General features: G+C 49.4%; 6 protein-coding genes, 6 tRNA genes and 9 rRNA genes. 2 read left to right on the top strand and 19 right to left on the bottom strand.

The genetic code is table 11. The features are described from left to right. Positions 1–479: 479 nt before the first annotated feature. From rrf (AC0OMU_RS12010) to AC0OMU_RS11940, 15 genes are all read right to left on the bottom strand, one after another. Positions 480–595: ribosomal RNA gene (rrf, locus tag AC0OMU_RS12010) — 5S ribosomal RNA — on the bottom strand. 55 nt (positions 596–650) lie between these two features. Beyond that, positions 651–3,578: ribosomal RNA gene (locus AC0OMU_RS12005) — 23S ribosomal RNA — on the bottom strand. Positions 3,579–3,748: 170 nt separating this feature from the next. Beyond that, positions 3,749–5,298: ribosomal RNA gene (locus AC0OMU_RS12000) — 16S ribosomal RNA — on the bottom strand. Between the two features lie 186 nt (positions 5,299–5,484). Continuing rightward, positions 5,485–5,600 (bottom strand): 5S ribosomal RNA (rrf, locus tag AC0OMU_RS11995). 54 nt (positions 5,601–5,654) lie between these two features. After that, a 23S ribosomal RNA gene (locus AC0OMU_RS11990) occupies positions 5,655–8,582 on the bottom strand. Positions 8,583–8,752: 170 nt separating this feature from the next. Next, positions 8,753–10,302, bottom strand: a 16S ribosomal RNA gene (locus tag AC0OMU_RS11985). A gap of 172 nt (positions 10,303–10,474) precedes the next feature. Next, positions 10,475–10,550: transfer RNA gene (locus AC0OMU_RS11980), tRNA-Ala, on the bottom strand. 8 nt (positions 10,551–10,558) lie between these two features. Further along, positions 10,559–10,635 (bottom strand) — tRNA-Pro (locus AC0OMU_RS11975). A 27-nt stretch (positions 10,636–10,662) separates the two neighbouring features. Next, positions 10,663–10,739, bottom strand: a tRNA-Arg gene (locus AC0OMU_RS11970). A 31-nt stretch (positions 10,740–10,770) separates the two neighbouring features. Further along, positions 10,771–10,845 (bottom strand) — tRNA-Gly (locus AC0OMU_RS11965). Between the two features lie 60 nt (positions 10,846–10,905). Beyond that, positions 10,906–10,978, bottom strand: a tRNA-Thr gene (locus AC0OMU_RS11960). A 2-nt stretch (positions 10,979–10,980) separates the two neighbouring features. Next, positions 10,981–11,055: transfer RNA gene (locus tag AC0OMU_RS11955), tRNA-Asn, on the bottom strand. Positions 11,056–11,100: 45 nt separating this feature from the next. Continuing rightward, a 5S ribosomal RNA gene (rrf, locus tag AC0OMU_RS11950) occupies positions 11,101–11,216 on the bottom strand. A gap of 55 nt (positions 11,217–11,271) precedes the next feature. Next, positions 11,272–14,199 (bottom strand): 23S ribosomal RNA (locus tag AC0OMU_RS11945). A 170-nt stretch (positions 14,200–14,369) separates the two neighbouring features. Further along, positions 14,370–15,919, bottom strand: a 16S ribosomal RNA gene (locus tag AC0OMU_RS11940). Together the 16S, 23S and 5S rRNA genes with 6 tRNA genes alongside form the textbook arrangement of a ribosomal RNA operon. Positions 15,920–16,270: 351 nt before the next feature. Here AC0OMU_RS11940 and pdaB point away from each other — a divergent pair. Continuing rightward, on the top strand, positions 16,271–17,035 hold the full coding sequence (gene pdaB, locus AC0OMU_RS11935) for a polysaccharide deacetylase family sporulation protein PdaB (protein WP_003235130.1): 765 nt from the start codon (positions 16,271–16,273) through the stop codon (positions 17,033–17,035). Here the strand turns inward: pdaB and kbaA are convergent, their stop codons facing one another. After that, on the bottom strand, positions 17,036–17,632 hold the full coding sequence (gene kbaA, locus AC0OMU_RS11930) for a KinB-signaling pathway activation protein (protein ID WP_047181985.1): 597 nt from the start codon (positions 17,630–17,632) through the stop codon (positions 17,036–17,038). It abuts the gene before it with no gap. A 109-nt stretch (positions 17,633–17,741) separates the two neighbouring features. On the opposite strand from kbaA, the gene gerD reads away from it, so the two are divergent. Beyond that, positions 17,742–18,299, top strand: a complete 558-nt coding sequence (gerD, locus tag AC0OMU_RS11925) for a spore germination lipoprotein GerD (RefSeq protein WP_003235126.1) — start codon at positions 17,742–17,744, stop codon at positions 18,297–18,299. Positions 18,300–18,334: 35 nt separating this feature from the next. Here the strand turns inward: gerD and salA are convergent, their stop codons facing one another. The 3 genes from salA to AC0OMU_RS11910 form a co-directional block, all read right to left on the bottom strand. Next, the gene (salA, locus tag AC0OMU_RS11920) at positions 18,335–19,393 is read right to left on the bottom strand and encodes an iron-sulfur carrier protein/transcriptional regulator SalA (RefSeq protein WP_047181984.1); all 1,059 of its coding nucleotides are present in this window, start codon (positions 19,391–19,393) and stop codon (positions 18,335–18,337) included. A gap of 95 nt (positions 19,394–19,488) precedes the next feature. Further along, positions 19,489–20,202, bottom strand: coding sequence for an N-acetylmuramoyl-L-alanine amidase CwlD (gene cwlD / locus AC0OMU_RS11915; RefSeq protein WP_015382599.1), 714 nt, complete (start codon positions 20,200–20,202; stop codon positions 19,489–19,491). A 59-nt stretch (positions 20,203–20,261) separates the two neighbouring features. Next, a complete protein-coding gene (locus AC0OMU_RS11910; RefSeq protein WP_014475609.1) occupies positions 20,262–20,705 on the bottom strand; it encodes a YbaK family protein in 444 nt (147 codons plus the stop codon). Between the last annotated feature and the right edge of the window lie 158 nt (positions 20,706–20,863).

The following is a 20,863-nucleotide window of genomic DNA, read 5'->3' as shown; positions in this document are numbered from 1 at the left end:
GACTCCTTTTTAGTAAAAAATAAATCCGCACCATATCTTTTGTATTGGGAGCTTTTTTTATTTTACGGGAGAAAATGAAAAGAAAAACGACCGGGGAAAAAGGGGAAACGTTGAGTATATTGTATTGAGGCAAGGAGTTGTCATACAAAGAGTATCATAATAAATTTTTATCAATTACGCAAGATGAATGCTGAAGAAAAAAATGGCTCAAATATAGTCTGAGACATTTTATCATATCCGGATGAAACCAAGAATCGTTTTAATGACAGTAATATCTTTTCTCTCATTTGGCAACCCGAGCCGGTTTCCGAACAAACGACAGGCATGCTACTCGTTGCCAATGGATTGGCGGCTCTATCCTGCCAATCGCAGTCGGATGGAGTCTGGATGAGTCTCCCGTACAACCTGCATTTTGATTATTTATGACTCTCAACAGATATAAAATAAAAAACCCAGCTCAATGAGCTGAGTTTAAGCTTGCTTGGCGGCGTCCTACTCTCACAGGGGGAAACCCCCGACTACCATCGGCGCTGAAGAGCTTAACTTCCGTGTTCGGTATGGGAACGGGTGTGACCTCTTCGCTATCGCCACCAAACAAATTGAGAGTGTTCTCTCAAAACTAGATAACAGGTGTGACATCATTCAAAAATATGGTTAAGTCCTCGATCGATTAGTATCTGTCAGCTCCATGTGTCGCCACACTTCCACCTCAGACCTATCAACCTGATCATCTTTCAGGGATCTTACTTCCTTACGGAATGGGAAATCTCATCTTGAGGGGGGCTTCATGCTTAGATGCTTTCAGCACTTATCCCGTCCGCACATAGCTACCCAGCGATGCCCTTGGCAGAACAACTGGTACACCAGCGGTGCGTCCATCCCGGTCCTCTCGTACTAAGGACAGCTCCTCTCAAATTTCCTGCGCCCGCGACGGATAGGGACCGAACTGTCTCACGACGTTCTGAACCCAGCTCGCGTACCGCTTTAATGGGCGAACAGCCCAACCCTTGGGACCGACTACAGCCCCAGGATGCGATGAGCCGACATCGAGGTGCCAAACCTCCCCGTCGATGTGGACTCTTGGGGGAGATAAGCCTGTTATCCCCGGGGTAGCTTTTATCCGTTGAGCGATGGCCCTTCCATGCGGAACCACCGGATCACTAAGCCCGACTTTCGTCCCTGCTCGACTTGTAGGTCTCGCAGTCAAGCTCCCTTGTGCCTTTACACTCTGCGAATGATTTCCAACCATTCTGAGGGAACCTTTGGGCGCCTCCGTTACCTTTTAGGAGGCGACCGCCCCAGTCAAACTGCCCACCTGACACTGTCTCCCCGCCCGATAAGGGCGGCGGGTTAGAAGGTCAATACAGCCAGGGTAGTATCCCACCGATGCCTCCACCGAAGCTGGCGCTCCGGTTTCCAAGGCTCCTACCTATCCTGTACAAGCTGTACCAACATTCAATATCAGGCTGCAGTAAAGCTCCACGGGGTCTTTCCGTCCTGTCGCGGGTAACCTGCATCTTCACAGGTACTATAATTTCACCGAGTCTCTCGTTGAGACAGTGCCCAGATCGTTGCGCCTTTCGTGCGGGTCGGAACTTACCCGACAAGGAATTTCGCTACCTTAGGACCGTTATAGTTACGGCCGCCGTTTACTGGGGCTTCAATTCGCACCTTCGCTTACGCTAAGCGCTCCTCTTAACCTTCCAGCACCGGGCAGGCGTCAGCCCCTATACTTCGCCTTACGGCTTCGCAGAGACCTGTGTTTTTGCTAAACAGTCGCCTGGGCCTATTCACTGCGGCTCTCTCGGGCTTGCACCCTAACAGAGCACCCCTTCTCCCGAAGTTACGGGGTCATTTTGCCGAGTTCCTTAACGAGAGTTCTCTCGATCACCTTAGGATTCTCTCCTCGCCTACCTGTGTCGGTTTGCGGTACGGGCACCTCTCACCTCGCTAGAGGCTTTTCTTGGCAGTGTGGAATCAGGAACTTCGCTACTATATTTCGCTCGCCATCACAGCTCAGCCTTATGGGAAACGGATTTGCCTATTTCCCAGCCTAACTGCTTGGACGCGGATATCCAATACCGCGCTTACCCTATCCTCCTGCGTCCCCCCATTGCTCAAATGGTGAGGAGGTGGTACAGGAATATCAACCTGTTGTCCATCGCCTACGCCTTTCGGCCTCGGCTTAGGTCCCGACTAACCCTGAGCGGACGAGCCTTCCTCAGGAAACCTTAGGCATTCGGTGGAGGGGATTCTCACCCCTCTTTCGCTACTCATACCGGCATTCTCACTTCTAAGCGCTCCACCAGTCCTTCCGGTCTGGCTTCACAGCCCTTAGAACGCTCTCCTACCACTGTTCGAAGAACAGTCCGCAGCTTCGGTGATACGTTTAGCCCCGGTACATTTTCGGCGCAGAGTCACTCGACCAGTGAGCTATTACGCACTCTTTAAATGGTGGCTGCTTCTAAGCCAACATCCTGGTTGTCTAAGCAACTCCACATCCTTTTCCACTTAACGTATACTTTGGGACCTTAGCTGGCGGTCTGGGCTGTTTCCCTTTCGACTACGGATCTTATCACTCGCAGTCTGACTCCCAAGGATAAGTCATTGGCATTCGGAGTTTGACTGAATTCGGTAACCCGGTAGGGGCCCCTAGTCCAATCAGTGCTCTACCTCCAAGACTCTTACCTTGAGGCTAGCCCTAAAGCTATTTCGGAGAGAACCAGCTATCTCCAGGTTCGATTGGCATTTCACCCCTACCCACACCTCATCCCCGCACTTTTCAACGTGCGTGGGTTCGGGCCTCCATTCAGTGTTACCTGAACTTCACCCTGGACATGGGTAGATCACCTGGTTTCGGGTCTACGACCACGTACTCATGCGCCCTATTCAGACTCGCTTTCGCTGCGGCTCCGCATCTTCTGCTTAACCTTGCACGGGATCGTAACTCGCCGGTTCATTCTACAAAAGGCACGCCATCACCCGTTAACGGGCTCTGACTACTTGTAGGCACACGGTTTCAGGATCTCTTTCACTCCCCTTCCGGGGTGCTTTTCACCTTTCCCTCACGGTACTGGTTCACTATCGGTCACTAGGGAGTATTTAGCCTTGGGAGATGGTCCTCCCGGATTCCGACGGAATTTCACGTGTTCCGCCGTACTCAGGATCCACTCAGGAGAGAACGAAGTTTTGACTACAGGGCTGTTACCTCCTATGGCGGGCCTTTCCAGACCTCTTCATCTACCTCGTTCTTTTGTAACTCCGTACAGAGTGTCCTACAACCCCAAGAGGCAAGCCTCTTGGTTTGGGCTGATCCCGTTTCGCTCGCCGCTACTCAGGGAATCGCATTTGCTTTCTCTTCCTCCGGGTACTTAGATGTTTCAGTTCCCCGGGTCTGCCTTCTCATATCCTATGAATTCAGATATGGATACCACTCCATTACGAGTGGTGGGTTTCCCCATTCGGAAATCTCCGGATCAAAGCTTGCTTACAGCTCCCCGAAGCATATCGGTGTTCGTCCCGTCCTTCATCGGCTCCTAGTGCCAAGGCATCCACCGTGCGCCCTTTCTAACTTAACCGTTAAAAAGAATCACTATGTGATATCTTGTGTTACTAATTGAATGTGATGTCTACTGTTATCTAGTTTTCAAAGAACACGTTTCGAAGGAATGATCCTTCAAAACTAAACAAGACAGGGAACGTTCTGTTTATAAGACCCAAGGTCTTATATTCCGTATAATATCCTTAGAAAGGAGGTGATCCAGCCGCACCTTCCGATACGGCTACCTTGTTACGACTTCACCCCAATCATCTGTCCCACCTTCGGCGGCTGGCTCCTAAAAGGTTACCTCACCGACTTCGGGTGTTACAAACTCTCGTGGTGTGACGGGCGGTGTGTACAAGGCCCGGGAACGTATTCACCGCGGCATGCTGATCCGCGATTACTAGCGATTCCAGCTTCACGCAGTCGAGTTGCAGACTGCGATCCGAACTGAGAACAGATTTATGGGATTGGCTTAACCTCGCGGTTTCGCTGCCCTTTGTTCTGTCCATTGTAGCACGTGTGTAGCCCAGGTCATAAGGGGCATGATGATTTGACGTCATCCCCACCTTCCTCCGGTTTGTCACCGGCAGTCACCTTAGAGTGCCCAACTGAATGCTGGCAACTAAGATCAAGGGTTGCGCTCGTTGCGGGACTTAACCCAACATCTCACGACACGAGCTGACGACAACCATGCACCACCTGTCACTCTGCCCCCGAAGGGGACGTCCTATCTCTAGGATTGTCAGAGGATGTCAAGACCTGGTAAGGTTCTTCGCGTTGCTTCGAATTAAACCACATGCTCCACCGCTTGTGCGGGCCCCCGTCAATTCCTTTGAGTTTCAGTCTTGCGACCGTACTCCCCAGGCGGAGTGCTTAATGCGTTAGCTGCAGCACTAAGGGGCGGAAACCCCCTAACACTTAGCACTCATCGTTTACGGCGTGGACTACCAGGGTATCTAATCCTGTTCGCTCCCCACGCTTTCGCTCCTCAGCGTCAGTTACAGACCAGAGAGTCGCCTTCGCCACTGGTGTTCCTCCACATCTCTACGCATTTCACCGCTACACGTGGAATTCCACTCTCCTCTTCTGCACTCAAGTTCCCCAGTTTCCAATGACCCTCCCCGGTTGAGCCGGGGGCTTTCACATCAGACTTAAGAAACCGCCTGCGAGCCCTTTACGCCCAATAATTCCGGACAACGCTTGCCACCTACGTATTACCGCGGCTGCTGGCACGTAGTTAGCCGTGGCTTTCTGGTTAGGTACCGTCAAGGTACCGCCCTATTCGAACGGTACTTGTTCTTCCCTAACAACAGAGCTTTACGATCCGAAAACCTTCATCACTCACGCGGCGTTGCTCCGTCAGACTTTCGTCCATTGCGGAAGATTCCCTACTGCTGCCTCCCGTAGGAGTCTGGGCCGTGTCTCAGTCCCAGTGTGGCCGATCACCCTCTCAGGTCGGCTACGCATCGTTGCCTTGGTGAGCCATTACCTCACCAACTAGCTAATGCGCCGCGGGTCCATCTGTAAGTGGTAGCCGAAGCCACCTTTTATGTTTGAACCATGCGGTTCAAACAACCATCCGGTATTAGCCCCGGTTTCCCGGAGTTATCCCAGTCTTACAGGCAGGTTACCCACGTGTTACTCACCCGTCCGCCGCTAACATCAGGGAGCAAGCTCCCATCTGTCCGCTCGACTTGCATGTATTAGGCACGCCGCCAGCGTTCGTCCTGAGCCAGGATCAAACTCTCCGATAAAGTAGTTTGACTGACTACGCACATCGCTGTGCGATTTTTAAAAACTGAATTAACAGGTACGTTTTGTCTTGTTTAGTTTTCAAAGATCATTTTGTTTGTCCGCTTTGTTAAAGCAACTTTATTAGTATACAACGTCACTTCTTCAAAGTCAACAACTTTTTTAAAAAATTACACTAACGTGCAATTGCTTGGCGGCGTCCTACTCTCACAGGGGGAAACCCCCGACTACCATCGGCGCTGAAGAGCTTAACTTCCGTGTTCGGTATGGGAACGGGTGTGACCTCTTCGCTATCGCCACCAAACAAATTGAGAGTGTTCTCTCAAAACTAGATAACAGGTGTGACATCATTCAAAATGTGGTTAAGTCCTCGATCGATTAGTATCTGTCAGCTCCATGTGTCGCCACACTTCCACCTCAGACCTATCAACCTGATCATCTTTCAGGGATCTTACTTCCTTGCGGAATGGGAAATCTCATCTTGAGGGGGGCTTCATGCTTAGATGCTTTCAGCACTTATCCCGTCCGCACATAGCTACCCAGCGATGCCCTTGGCAGAACAACTGGTACACCAGCGGTGCGTCCATCCCGGTCCTCTCGTACTAAGGACAGCTCCTCTCAAATTTCCTGCGCCCGCGACGGATAGGGACCGAACTGTCTCACGACGTTCTGAACCCAGCTCGCGTACCGCTTTAATGGGCGAACAGCCCAACCCTTGGGACCGACTACAGCCCCAGGATGCGATGAGCCGACATCGAGGTGCCAAACCTCCCCGTCGATGTGGACTCTTGGGGGAGATAAGCCTGTTATCCCCGGGGTAGCTTTTATCCGTTGAGCGATGGCCCTTCCATGCGGAACCACCGGATCACTAAGCCCGACTTTCGTCCCTGCTCGACTTGTAGGTCTCGCAGTCAAGCTCCCTTGTGCCTTTACACTCTGCGAATGATTTCCAACCATTCTGAGGGAACCTTTGGGCGCCTCCGTTACCTTTTAGGAGGCGACCGCCCCAGTCAAACTGCCCACCTGACACTGTCTCCCCGCCCGATAAGGGCGGCGGGTTAGAAGGTCAATACAGCCAGGGTAGTATCCCACCGATGCCTCCACCGAAGCTGGCGCTCCGGTTTCCAAGGCTCCTACCTATCCTGTACAAGCTGTACCAACATTCAATATCAGGCTGCAGTAAAGCTCCACGGGGTCTTTCCGTCCTGTCGCGGGTAACCTGCATCTTCACAGGTACTATAATTTCACCGAGTCTCTCGTTGAGACAGTGCCCAGATCGTTGCGCCTTTCGTGCGGGTCGGAACTTACCCGACAAGGAATTTCGCTACCTTAGGACCGTTATAGTTACGGCCGCCGTTTACTGGGGCTTCAATTCGCACCTTCGCTTACGCTAAGCGCTCCTCTTAACCTTCCAGCACCGGGCAGGCGTCAGCCCCTATACTTCGCCTTACGGCTTCGCAGAGACCTGTGTTTTTGCTAAACAGTCGCCTGGGCCTATTCACTGCGGCTCTCTCGGGCTTGCACCCTAACAGAGCACCCCTTCTCCCGAAGTTACGGGGTCATTTTGCCGAGTTCCTTAACGAGAGTTCTCTCGATCACCTTAGGATTCTCTCCTCGCCTACCTGTGTCGGTTTGCGGTACGGGCACCTCTCACCTCGCTAGAGGCTTTTCTTGGCAGTGTGGAATCAGGAACTTCGCTACTATATTTCGCTCGCCATCACAGCTCAGCCTTATGGGAAACGGATTTGCCTATTTCCCAGCCTAACTGCTTGGACGCGGATATCCAATACCGCGCTTACCCTATCCTCCTGCGTCCCCCCATTGCTCAAATGGTGAGGAGGTGGTACAGGAATATCAACCTGTTGTCCATCGCCTACGCCTTTCGGCCTCGGCTTAGGTCCCGACTAACCCTGAGCGGACGAGCCTTCCTCAGGAAACCTTAGGCATTCGGTGGAGGGGATTCTCACCCCTCTTTCGCTACTCATACCGGCATTCTCACTTCTAAGCGCTCCACCAGTCCTTCCGGTCTGGCTTCACAGCCCTTAGAACGCTCTCCTACCACTGTTCGAAGAACAGTCCGCAGCTTCGGTGATACGTTTAGCCCCGGTACATTTTCGGCGCAGAGTCACTCGACCAGTGAGCTATTACGCACTCTTTAAATGGTGGCTGCTTCTAAGCCAACATCCTGGTTGTCTAAGCAACTCCACATCCTTTTCCACTTAACGTATACTTTGGGACCTTAGCTGGCGGTCTGGGCTGTTTCCCTTTCGACTACGGATCTTATCACTCGCAGTCTGACTCCCAAGGATAAGTCATTGGCATTCGGAGTTTGACTGAATTCGGTAACCCGGTAGGGGCCCCTAGTCCAATCAGTGCTCTACCTCCAAGACTCTTACCTTGAGGCTAGCCCTAAAGCTATTTCGGAGAGAACCAGCTATCTCCAGGTTCGATTGGCATTTCACCCCTACCCACACCTCATCCCCGCACTTTTCAACGTGCGTGGGTTCGGGCCTCCATTCAGTGTTACCTGAACTTCACCCTGGACATGGGTAGATCACCTGGTTTCGGGTCTACGACCACGTACTCATGCGCCCTATTCAGACTCGCTTTCGCTGCGGCTCCGCATCTTCTGCTTAACCTTGCACGGGATCGTAACTCGCCGGTTCATTCTACAAAAGGCACGCCATCACCCGTTAACGGGCTCTGACTACTTGTAGGCACACGGTTTCAGGATCTCTTTCACTCCCCTTCCGGGGTGCTTTTCACCTTTCCCTCACGGTACTGGTTCACTATCGGTCACTAGGGAGTATTTAGCCTTGGGAGATGGTCCTCCCGGATTCCGACGGAATTTCACGTGTTCCGCCGTACTCAGGATCCACTCAGGAGAGAACGAAGTTTTGACTACAGGGCTGTTACCTCCTATGGCGGGCCTTTCCAGACCTCTTCATCTACCTCGTTCCTTTGTAACTCCGTACAGAGTGTCCTACAACCCCAAGAGGCAAGCCTCTTGGTTTGGGCTAATCCCGTTTCGCTCGCCGCTACTCAGGGAATCGCATTTGCTTTCTCTTCCTCCGGGTACTTAGATGTTTCAGTTCCCCGGGTCTGCCTTCTCATATCCTATGAATTCAGATATGGATACCACTCCATTACGAGTGGTGGGTTTCCCCATTCGGAAATCTCCGGATCAAAGCTTGCTTACAGCTCCCCGAAGCATATCGGTGTTCGTCCCGTCCTTCATCGGCTCCTAGTGCCAAGGCATCCACCGTGCGCCCTTTCTAACTTAACCGTTAAAAAGAATCACTATGTGATATCTTGTATTACTAATTGAATGTGATGTCTACTGTTATCTAGTTTTCAAAGAACACGTTTCGAAGGAATGATCCTTCAAAACTAAACAAGACAGGGAACGTTCTGTTTATAAGACCTAAGGTCTTATATTCCGTATAATATCCTTAGAAAGGAGGTGATCCAGCCGCACCTTCCGATACGGCTACCTTGTTACGACTTCACCCCAATCATCTGTCCCACCTTCGGCGGCTGGCTCCTAAAAGGTTACCTCACCGACTTCGGGTGTTACAAACTCTCGTGGTGTGACGGGCGGTGTGTACAAGGCCCGGGAACGTATTCACCGCGGCATGCTGATCCGCGATTACTAGCGATTCCAGCTTCACGCAGTCGAGTTGCAGACTGCGATCCGAACTGAGAACAGATTTGTGGGATTGGCTTAACCTCGCGGTTTCGCTGCCCTTTGTTCTGTCCATTGTAGCACGTGTGTAGCCCAGGTCATAAGGGGCATGATGATTTGACGTCATCCCCACCTTCCTCCGGTTTGTCACCGGCAGTCACCTTAGAGTGCCCAACTGAATGCTGGCAACTAAGATCAAGGGTTGCGCTCGTTGCGGGACTTAACCCAACATCTCACGACACGAGCTGACGACAACCATGCACCACCTGTCACTCTGCCCCCGAAGGGGACGTCCTATCTCTAGGATTGTCAGAGGATGTCAAGACCTGGTAAGGTTCTTCGCGTTGCTTCGAATTAAACCACATGCTCCACCGCTTGTGCGGGCCCCCGTCAATTCCTTTGAGTTTCAGTCTTGCGACCGTACTCCCCAGGCGGAGTGCTTAATGCGTTAGCTGCAGCACTAAGGGGCGGAAACCCCCTAACACTTAGCACTCATCGTTTACGGCGTGGACTACCAGGGTATCTAATCCTGTTCGCTCCCCACGCTTTCGCTCCTCAGCGTCAGTTACAGACCAGAGAGTCGCCTTCGCCACTGGTGTTCCTCCACATCTCTACGCATTTCACCGCTACACGTGGAATTCCACTCTCCTCTTCTGCACTCAAGTTCCCCAGTTTCCAATGACCCTCCCCGGTTGAGCCGGGGGCTTTCACATCAGACTTAAGAAACCGCCTGCGAGCCCTTTACGCCCAATAATTCCGGACAACGCTTGCCACCTACGTATTACCGCGGCTGCTGGCACGTAGTTAGCCGTGGCTTTCTGGTTAGGTACCGTCAAGGTACCGCCCTATTCGAACGGTACTTGTTCTTCCCTAACAACAGAGCTTTACGATCCGAAAACCTTCATCACTCACGCGGCGTTGCTCCGTCAGACTTTCGTCCATTGCGGAAGATTCCCTACTGCTGCCTCCCGTAGGAGTCTGGGCCGTGTCTCAGTCCCAGTGTGGCCGATCACCCTCTCAGGTCGGCTACGCATCGTTGCCTTGGTGAGCCATTACCTCACCAACTAGCTAATGCGCCGCGGGTCCATCTGTAAGTGGTAGCCGAAGCCACCTTTTATGTTTGAACCATGCGGTTCAAACAACCATCCGGTATTAGCCCCGGTTTCCCGGAGTTATCCCAGTCTTACAGGCAGGTTACCCACGTGTTACTCACCCGTCCGCCGCTAACATCAGGGAGCAAGCTCCCATCTGTCCGCTCGACTTGCATGTATTAGGCACGCCGCCAGCGTTCGTCCTGAGCCAGGATCAAACTCTCCGATAAAGTAGTTTGACTGACTACGCACATCGCTGTGCGATTTTTAAAAACTGAATTAACAGGTACGTTTTGTCTTGTTTAGTTTTCAAAGATCATTTTGTTTGTCCGCTTTGTTAAAGCAACTTTATTAGTATACAACGTCACTTCTTCAAAGTCAACAACTTTTTTAAAAAACTTTTGGTGGAGCCTAGCGGGATCGAACCGCTGACCTCCTGCGTGCAAAGCAGGCGCTCTCCCAGCTGAGCTAAGGCCCCATAAAAAATGGTCGGGAAGACAGGATTCGAACCTGCGACCCCATGGTCCCAAACCATGTGCTCTACCAAGCTGAGCTACTTCCCGATTCCCTATCTATTCTATTAAAAGATATGGCGCGCCCGAGAGGAGTCGAACCCCTAACCTTTTGATCCGTAGTCAAACGCTCTATCCAATTGAGCTACGGGCGCAATTCAATTTACAATATCCCGTTGGGATAAATGGAGCGGAAGACGGGATTCGAACCCGCGACCCCCACCTTGGCAAGGTGGTGTTCTACCACTGAACTACTTCCGCATATCGCAATAAAAAAAGCTTTCTCCTTATGAGAAACCTTGGTAATAATACATTTAATAAAGCTTCCAAGCGGGCTCGAACCGCTGACCTCTTCCTTACCATGGAAGTGCTCTACCTGCTGAGCTATGGAAGCAATGGCTCCGCAGGTAGGATTCGAACCTACGACCGATCGGTTAACAGCCGATAGCTCTACCACTGAGCTACTGCGGAATAATATAAAGCTTCATAAACAAACATGGTAGAATTAATAAATCTGCTTGGCGGCGTCCTACTCTCACAGGGGGAAACCCCCGACTACCATCGGCGCTGAAGAGCTTAACTTCCGTGTTCGGTATGGGAACGGGTGTGACCTCTTCGCTATCGCCACCAAACAAATTGAGAGTGTTCTCTCAAAACTAGATAACAGGTGTGACATCATTCAAAAATATGGTTAAGTCCTCGATCGATTAGTATCTGTCAGCTCCATGTGTCGCCACACTTCCACCTCAGACCTATCAACCTGATCATCTTTCAGGGATCTTACTTCCTTACGGAATGGGAAATCTCATCTTGAGGGGGGCTTCATGCTTAGATGCTTTCAGCACTTATCCCGTCCGCACATAGCTACCCAGCGATGCCCTTGGCAGAACAACTGGTACACCAGCGGTGCGTCCATCCCGGTCCTCTCGTACTAAGGACAGCTCCTCTCAAATTTCCTGCGCCCGCGACGGATAGGGACCGAACTGTCTCACGACGTTCTGAACCCAGCTCGCGTACCGCTTTAATGGGCGAACAGCCCAACCCTTGGGACCGACTACAGCCCCAGGATGCGATGAGCCGACATCGAGGTGCCAAACCTCCCCGTCGATGTGGACTCTTGGGGGAGATAAGCCTGTTATCCCCGGGGTAGCTTTTATCCGTTGAGCGATGGCCCTTCCATGCGGAACCACCGGATCACTAAGCCCGACTTTCGTCCCTGCTCGACTTGTAGGTCTCGCAGTCAAGCTCCCTTGTGCCTTTACACTCTGCGAATGATTTCCAACCATTCTGAGGGAACCTTTGGGCGCCTCCGTTACCTTTTAGGAGGCGACCGCCCCAGTCAAACTGCCCACCTGACACTGTCTCCCCGCCCGATAAGGGCGGCGGGTTAGAAGGTCAATACAGCCAGGGTAGTATCCCACCGATGCCTCCACCGAAGCTGGCGCTCCGGTTTCCAAGGCTCCTACCTATCCTGTACAAGCTGTACCAACATTCAATATCAGGCTGCAGTAAAGCTCCACGGGGTCTTTCCGTCCTGTCGCGGGTAACCTGCATCTTCACAGGTACTATAATTTCACCGAGTCTCTCGTTGAGACAGTGCCCAGATCGTTGCGCCTTTCGTGCGGGTCGGAACTTACCCGACAAGGAATTTCGCTACCTTAGGACCGTTATAGTTACGGCCGCCGTTTACTGGGGCTTCAATTCGCACCTTCGCTTACGCTAAGCGCTCCTCTTAACCTTCCAGCACCGGGCAGGCGTCAGCCCCTATACTTCGCCTTACGGCTTCGCAGAGACCTGTGTTTTTGCTAAACAGTCGCCTGGGCCTATTCACTGCGGCTCTCTCGGGCTTGCACCCTAACAGAGCACCCCTTCTCCCGAAGTTACGGGGTCATTTTGCCGAGTTCCTTAACGAGAGTTCTCTCGATCACCTTAGGATTCTCTCCTCGCCTACCTGTGTCGGTTTGCGGTACGGGCACCTCTCACCTCGCTAGAGGCTTTTCTTGGCAGTGTGGAATCAGGAACTTCGCTACTATATTTCGCTCGCCATCACAGCTCAGCCTTATGGGAAACGGATTTGCCTATTTCCCAGCCTAACTGCTTGGACGCGGATATCCAATACCGCGCTTACCCTATCCTCCTGCGTCCCCCCATTGCTCAAATGGTGAGGAGGTGGTACAGGAATATCAACCTGTTGTCCATCGCCTACGCCTTTCGGCCTCGGCTTAGGTCCCGACTAACCCTGAGCGGACGAGCCTTCCTCAGGAAACCTTAGGCATTCGGTGGAGGGGATTCTCACCCCTCTTTCGCTACTCATACCGGCATTCTCACTTCTAAGCGCTCCACCAGTCCTTCCGGTCTGGCTTCACAGCCCTTAGAACGCTCTCCTACCACTGTTCGAAGAACAGTCCGCAGCTTCGGTGATACGTTTAGCCCCGGTACATTTTCGGCGCAGAGTCACTCGACCAGTGAGCTATTACGCACTCTTTAAATGGTGGCTGCTTCTAAGCCAACATCCTGGTTGTCTAAGCAACTCCACATCCTTTTCCACTTAACGTATACTTTGGGACCTTAGCTGGCGGTCTGGGCTGTTTCCCTTTCGACTACGGATCTTATCACTCGCAGTCTGACTCCCAAGGATAAGTCATTGGCATTCGGAGTTTGACTGAATTCGGTAACCCGGTAGGGGCCCCTAGTCCAATCAGTGCTCTACCTCCAAGACTCTTACCTTGAGGCTAGCCCTAAAGCTATTTCGGAGAGAACCAGCTATCTCCAGGTTCGATTGGCATTTCACCCCTACCCACACCTCATCCCCGCACTTTTCAACGTGCGTGGGTTCGGGCCTCCATTCAGTGTTACCTGAACTTCACCCTGGACATGGGTAGATCACCTGGTTTCGGGTCTACGACCACGTACTCATGCGCCCTATTCAGACTCGCTTTCGCTGCGGCTCCGCATCTTCTGCTTAACCTTGCACGGGATCGTAACTCGCCGGTTCATTCTACAAAAGGCACGCCATCACCCGTTAACGGGCTCTGACTACTTGTAGGCACACGGTTTCAGGATCTCTTTCACTCCCCTTCCGGGGTGCTTTTCACCTTTCCCTCACGGTACTGGTTCACTATCGGTCACTAGGGAGTATTTAGCCTTGGGAGATGGTCCTCCCGGATTCCGACGGAATTTCACGTGTTCCGCCGTACTCAGGATCCACTCAGGAGAGAACGAAGTTTTGACTACAGGGCTGTTACCTCCTATGGCGGGCCTTTCCAGACCTCTTCATCTACCTCGTTCTTTTGTAACTCCGTACAGAGTGTCCTACAACCCCAAGAGGCAAGCCTCTTGGTTTGGGCTGATCCCGTTTCGCTCGCCGCTACTCAGGGAATCGCATTTGCTTTCTCTTCCTCCGGGTACTTAGATGTTTCAGTTCCCCGGGTCTGCCTTCTCATATCCTATGAATTCAGATATGGATACCACTCCATTACGAGTGGTGGGTTTCCCCATTCGGAAATCTCCGGATCAAAGCTTGCTTACAGCTCCCCGAAGCATATCGGTGTTCGTCCCGTCCTTCATCGGCTCCTAGTGCCAAGGCATCCACCGTGCGCCCTTTCTAACTTAACCGTTAAAAAGAATCACTATGTGATATCTTGTGTTACTAATTGAATGTGATGTCTACTGTTATCTAGTTTTCAAAGAACACGTTTCGAAGGAATGATCCTTCAAAACTAAACAAGACAGGGAACGTTCTGTTTATAAGACCCAAGGTCTTATATTCCGTATAATATCCTTAGAAAGGAGGTGATCCAGCCGCACCTTCCGATACGGCTACCTTGTTACGACTTCACCCCAATCATCTGTCCCACCTTCGGCGGCTGGCTCCTAAAAGGTTACCTCACCGACTTCGGGTGTTACAAACTCTCGTGGTGTGACGGGCGGTGTGTACAAGGCCCGGGAACGTATTCACCGCGGCATGCTGATCCGCGATTACTAGCGATTCCAGCTTCACGCAGTCGAGTTGCAGACTGCGATCCGAACTGAGAACAGATTTATGGGATTGGCTTAACCTCGCGGTTTCGCTGCCCTTTGTTCTGTCCATTGTAGCACGTGTGTAGCCCAGGTCATAAGGGGCATGATGATTTGACGTCATCCCCACCTTCCTCCGGTTTGTCACCGGCAGTCACCTTAGAGTGCCCAACTGAATGCTGGCAACTAAGATCAAGGGTTGCGCTCGTTGCGGGACTTAACCCAACATCTCACGACACGAGCTGACGACAACCATGCACCACCTGTCACTCTGCCCCCGAAGGGGACGTCCTATCTCTAGGATTGTCAGAGGATGTCAAGACCTGGTAAGGTTCTTCGCGTTGCTTCGAATTAAACCACATGCTCCACCGCTTGTGCGGGCCCCCGTCAATTCCTTTGAGTTTCAGTCTTGCGACCGTACTCCCCAGGCGGAGTGCTTAATGCGTTAGCTGCAGCACTAAGGGGCGGAAACCCCCTAACACTTAGCACTCATCGTTTACGGCGTGGACTACCAGGGTATCTAATCCTGTTCGCTCCCCACGCTTTCGCTCCTCAGCGTCAGTTACAGACCAGAGAGTCGCCTTCGCCACTGGTGTTCCTCCACATCTCTACGCATTTCACCGCTACACGTGGAATTCCACTCTCCTCTTCTGCACTCAAGTTCCCCAGTTTCCAATGACCCTCCCCGGTTGAGCCGGGGGCTTTCACATCAGACTTAAGAAACCGCCTGCGAGCCCTTTACGCCCAATAATTCCGGACAACGCTTGCCACCTACGTATTACCGCGGCTGCTGGCACGTAGTTAGCCGTGGCTTTCTGGTTAGGTACCGTCAAGGTACCGCCCTATTCGAACGGTACTTGTTCTTCCCTAACAACAGAGCTTTACGATCCGAAAACCTTCATCACTCACGCGGCGTTGCTCCGTCAGACTTTCGTCCATTGCGGAAGATTCCCTACTGCTGCCTCCCGTAGGAGTCTGGGCCGTGTCTCAGTCCCAGTGTGGCCGATCACCCTCTCAGGTCGGCTACGCATCGTTGCCTTGGTGAGCCATTACCTCACCAACTAGCTAATGCGCCGCGGGTCCATCTGTAAGTGGTAGCCGAAGCCACCTTTTATGTTTGAACCATGCGGTTCAAACAACCATCCGGTATTAGCCCCGGTTTCCCGGAGTTATCCCAGTCTTACAGGCAGGTTACCCACGTGTTACTCACCCGTCCGCCGCTAACATCAGGGAGCAAGCTCCCATCTGTCCGCTCGACTTGCATGTATTAGGCACGCCGCCAGCGTTCGTCCTGAGCCAGGATCAAACTCTCCGATAAAGTAGTTTGACTGACTACGCACATCGCTGTGCGATTTTTAAAAACTGAATTAACAGGTACGTTTTGTCTTGTTTAGTTTTCAAAGATCATTACCGCCGCTTAACGAAGCAGCTTTATTACTATAACATTTAGCTTCTTTTAAGTCAACAACTTTTTTCAAAGTACTTAATGAAGCTTTTAGTTGATGTCAGCTGTTTATCAGCGACGAATAATAATATATCACGGATATTATCAAAAGGTCAACACCCAATTTAAGCTGTATGTGAAGAGACATTTTATCGGTTATATTCAATTGTCCATGCTCATAAGATGTAAAACAAGAATGATGGACAAGATAAGGAGGCATCATCAGTGAATCACTTCTATGTGTGGCACATTAAACGGGTAAAACAATTAATTATTATACTTATCGCCGCATTTGCAGCTGCCAGCTTTTTTTATATCCAAAGAGCTGTCCCGCTTCCCGTGTTTTCAACTGACACCGGACCTAAAGCCATTTATAAAGGAGAAACAGACTCTAAAGATATTTCACTTACTTTCGATATCAGCTGGGGTGATGAGAGAGCAGAACCGATACTTAATACTCTGAAAGCAAACGGGATTAAAAATGCAACGTTTTTTCTTTCCGCTTCTTGGGCAGAACGCCATCCCGACACAGTGGCCCGTATCGTAAAGGATGGACATCAAATTGGGAGCATGGGTTACGCTTATAAAAACTATGCCAATTTAGAGAGCAGCGAAATAAAAAAGGACATGAACCGGGCGCAAACAGCCTTTGAAAAGTTAGGGGTCAAAGACATACAGCTATTAAGACCCCCTACCGGCCAATTCAATAAGAATGTTCTAAAGGTCGCAAAGCAATACAATTATACAGTCGTTCATTACAGTGTGAACTCTCAAGACTGGACAAATCCCGGAGTTGAAAAAATCATCGACAATGTGACCAAGCAAGTTTCCGGTGGAGACATTATTCTTTTACATGCCTCCGATTCGGCAAAACAAACAGAAGAAGCATTGCCTGATATCATCCATCAGCTGAAAGAAAAAGGATTAAAAAATGTAACCGTGGGTGATCTCATCGCAAATTCTGATGCCAAATCCGCAGAGGTAAAGTAATTACTTTGCTGCAAACTTCGGCAGCATCAGCAATTGGAAGGCATTACATGCCATTAACGGAAAAAGCATTAAATAAAGCCAGTCCTCATCATTTACTCTTAATGCAGGGAACCATTCTAATGCGGTAATCACAACCATTAAAAACAACGATGACACAAATGTTTTCTTAGAGGACTGCTTTTGCTTTATATAAGCTGTAATCACTCCAAAGATCAATAAAAACACCGGTAACCACGCATAGCCAGCCAGCGATTCTCCGCTCTCTCCAAAAAATAAAAAACGCACGTACATTAAATCAAAAGCAACAAACAGGATGAAAAACAACTGCAGCAAATTCCACAAAGAGGAGGACCTTAATATCTCAAGCGCAAACCGATGAACTGTTAAAAACACGAAAAAACCCATTTGGCTGATCACACTGAAAATCATGCCTACACCGATAAACCAAAATAAAACAGAGAAAATCTGTCCCGCTTCAAATGTTAGAAACAGCCCTCTATATTCTCCCCACTTTAAAGCAAAACCCACAATACTCGTGATAAGCGCCCCGACAGCTAAATTAGAAAAGAAAAAACGAACTAAACCACGGCTTTTCATTTCTTTATTCATCCCCTCAAAAATCGCGAACAGCGATATTTTGTTATGTATAATTCCAAACAGATGAATCATATTAAAAGTAAGACAAGTATGTGAAAGGAGCTTAAGCATGTCAAAAGCCAAAACGCTATTGATGAGCTGTTTTTTGTTATTATCTGTAACAGCTTGCGCTCCAAAAGACCAAGCAGCGGATATGGACTATGATCAGACCAAAAAAATGGTTGTTGATATATTAAAAACTGATGATGGAAAGAAAGCTATTAAGGAATTATTAAATGATGATGCCATGAATGAAGCGCTGGTGATTGACCAAGATGCAATTAAAGGAACAATAGAAAAAACACTCACATCTAAAAAAGGTGAAGAATTTTGGAAAAACATCTTTGAAGACACTGATTTTGCTGAGGGCTTTGCCAAAACTCTTCAGACAGAGCATGAAAAAGTGATTAAAAAGCTGATGAAGGATCCAGATTACCAGAAGATGCTGATGAGCGTTATGCAGGATCCCGGCATGGATAAAAAGTACAGCCAGCTGGCAAAAAGCCAAGAATTCCGCAGTTATTTAGAAGAGGTTATTAACGAAACACTTTCTAGTCCGCTTTACAAAAAGCAGTTCGAAGATGAGCTGAAAAAAGCAGCAAAAGACACAGCAAAAGAAAGTGAATAAAGGGAAAGCCGGGATCTGGAATCCCGGTTCACCTTTTATACCTGCACTGACATTTTTGCATCTATTTTTTTTGCGATGTCCTGATATATTTCTCCGATTGGATGATTTTCGTCATAAACAGACGGAGCAAATTGGTCCTTATCCCAATCTGGCTGTTTCAATGGGATTCGGCCAAGCAAAGGCACATTTAGTTCCTCAGCTAGTTTATCTCCTCCGCCTTTTCCAAAGACATATTCTCTTTCCCCTGTCTTTGCACTTTCATAATAAGCCATGTTCTCTATGACCCCCACGACCTCATGATCGGTTTTAATCGCCATAGAGCCCGCTCTGGCCGCGACAAAAGCAGCTGTCGGATGCGGCGTAGATACGATGATTTCTTTGCAGCTCGGAAGCATTGTATGTACATCGAGAGCAACGTCCCCTGTACCAGGCGGAAGATCAAGAACGATATAGTCTACTTCTCCCCACTCTACTTCGTGGAAAAAGTTATTCAGCATTTTGCCGAGCATTGGCCCTCTCCATACGACCGGGGCATTTTCTTCTACGAAAAAGCCCATTGACATGACCTTTACTCCAAAGCGTTCAACAGGAAGAAGTTTCTCTCCTTCAATTGTTGGACGCACAGTGATACCCATCATGTCCGGCACACTGAACCCATAAATATCCGCATCAATTAAACCAACCTTTTTCCCTAGACGAGCCAGAGAAATAGCTAGGTTTACCGACACAGTTGACTTGCCTACGCCGCCTTTTCCACTTGCTACAGCAAGAAAGACTGGCGGGTTATCCATATTTAATAATGTTTTTTTCTCGGCTGACGGCGCCCCGAATTTAGCAACCGTTTCTTCAGGCAGCTCTTCAAATCGAAGGCCGACTGTCTCAGCTCCTGCCCCTTTTAATACGTTTACGATCTCTTGCTGAATCTGCATTTGTTCTGCAGTTCCTGTTTTTGCAAGAGCGACTTTTACACTGATATGCCGTTTTTCAGGCTTTATTTTAATTTCCTTAACGGCATCCAATTCTCCCAGAGGTCTTTGAAGAAAAGGTTCGCGCATTTCTCCGACTAGTTTTCTTACTTCATCTTCTCTTATCATCGAACCTCACCCTTTTGTGTATTCGTTTACAATTATTATTATATCATACATAAATGGCGGGTGTCTTATGCTTAGAACCGCAAGAAAACCCTCCATTACTCCGGAGGGTCTCCTTTTTCTGTGAAATATCGCAAAATGCCTTTATATATGGAAGATGCCACCTTGTCTTGATATTTCGGTTTACCGAGCAACGTTGCTTCACTTGGATTGGATAAAAATCCGACTTCTATAAGCGCCCCCGGTTTGGTGACGTTTTGCATTAAGTAGATACCATGAATCCGCTTTGCTTTCCGGGTTGTGTTTTCCAGATTTCTTCTCAGCTCATCCTGAATGTATTTTGCGACTTTCTCATTTTCCGCATATTTCCCGTAATAAAAGCTTTGGGCTCCGCTCCATTTTTGTGACGGAATCGCATTAAGATGAATGCTGATATAGAGCTCCGCCTCTGAATGGTTTATTAATTTGACTCGTTGTCTTAGATCCTCAGCTTTTCGTCGACTATAGCCTTTTGTTCCTTCTGGAGCGAGATCAGTATCACTTTCTCTGGTCATGATAACAAGCGCTCCTTGTTCTTGAAGATAATCCCTGACTCTAAAAGCCACTTCCAGGGTAACATCCTTCTCTAACAGCTTTCCGCCGACTGCTCCGCCGTCAGGCCCGCCATGACCTGGATCTAGATAAATGATTTTACCGCTCAAGGGCAGGCTCCACGGCTTCCAAGAGTCGTTATTGCTGAACTGATATTTGAACAGAAATAGTAATACGATGAAGCCTAGCAAAAAACCGAGCCATTTAAGCTTTTTCCTCATCCCTTCCCCTCCCGCTTGTCCGTTATTACATAACTATGGGACAGGGCCGGGAAATATGATTATCGCATGCGAAGCTTACACTGTTTTTCTCTTTGAACAAACCCTGCTGTCCACCAATCTTTAATGAACTTGCGTGCCGCTTCATAAACCGTGTTTTTATCAAGTGTTGAGTATTGCTCGTGTATCCAATTATAGAGATAATCAAAAAACTCCATACGTAGCTCTTCTTCTTCTCTTGCAGAGCGGGCACTGATACTTTGCATGGATTCTCCGTAATAGCCGAATATCCCAAAACGCCCGCCTAACAAATAAGCTTCAATCGCAAAATCAATACAGCCTTCAGTAATAATATCTCGTTCATCATGTAAAAATGGAAATAATGGTTCCAAACAATCCTTAACAGACTGGATAATTTGTCTCAGAGAGAGTTCTTTGAGCAAGTTCTTTTCTAATTCAAAATCCTTTTGGCGTTTCACATCCATAAAAGACAGTACTTCTGCCATATAAATTCACTCTCCTTTTACCGATTATTTTGAGGTTTGGATGATGAAACAATGCCCGAATTCGGTTGGAAATTCGCCCAAATGAAGGTGTAAAATCGATAAAAAATCAGCTTTCTGCAGGGTCAGGAACAAACGTTCTGTAATTAGTTATGAAAAAA

It is taken from the genome of Bacillus sp. FAU18, from assembly GCF_056033885.1.
Note: the sequence above shows the minus strand (reverse complement) of the source record. Positions and strands in the feature narration are given on the sequence as shown.

Coding starts and splice junctions, on each gene's coding strand:
- kbaA (WP_047181985.1), bottom strand. CDS start 17,632: ATGAAAAGCCGTGGTTTAGTTCGTTTTTTCTTTTCTAATTTAGCTGTC.
- gerD (WP_003235126.1), top strand. CDS start 17,742: ATGTCAAAAGCCAAAACGCTATTGATGAGCTGTTTTTTGTTATTATCT.
- salA (WP_047181984.1), bottom strand. CDS start 19,393: ATGATAAGAGAAGATGAAGTAAGAAAACTAGTCGGAGAAATGCGCGAA.
- cwlD (WP_015382599.1), bottom strand. CDS start 20,202: ATGAGGAAAAAGCTTAAATGGCTCGGTTTTTTGCTAGGCTTCATCGTA.
- AC0OMU_RS11910 (WP_014475609.1), bottom strand. CDS start 20,705: ATGGCAGAAGTACTGTCTTTTATGGATGTGAAACGCCAAAAGGATTTT.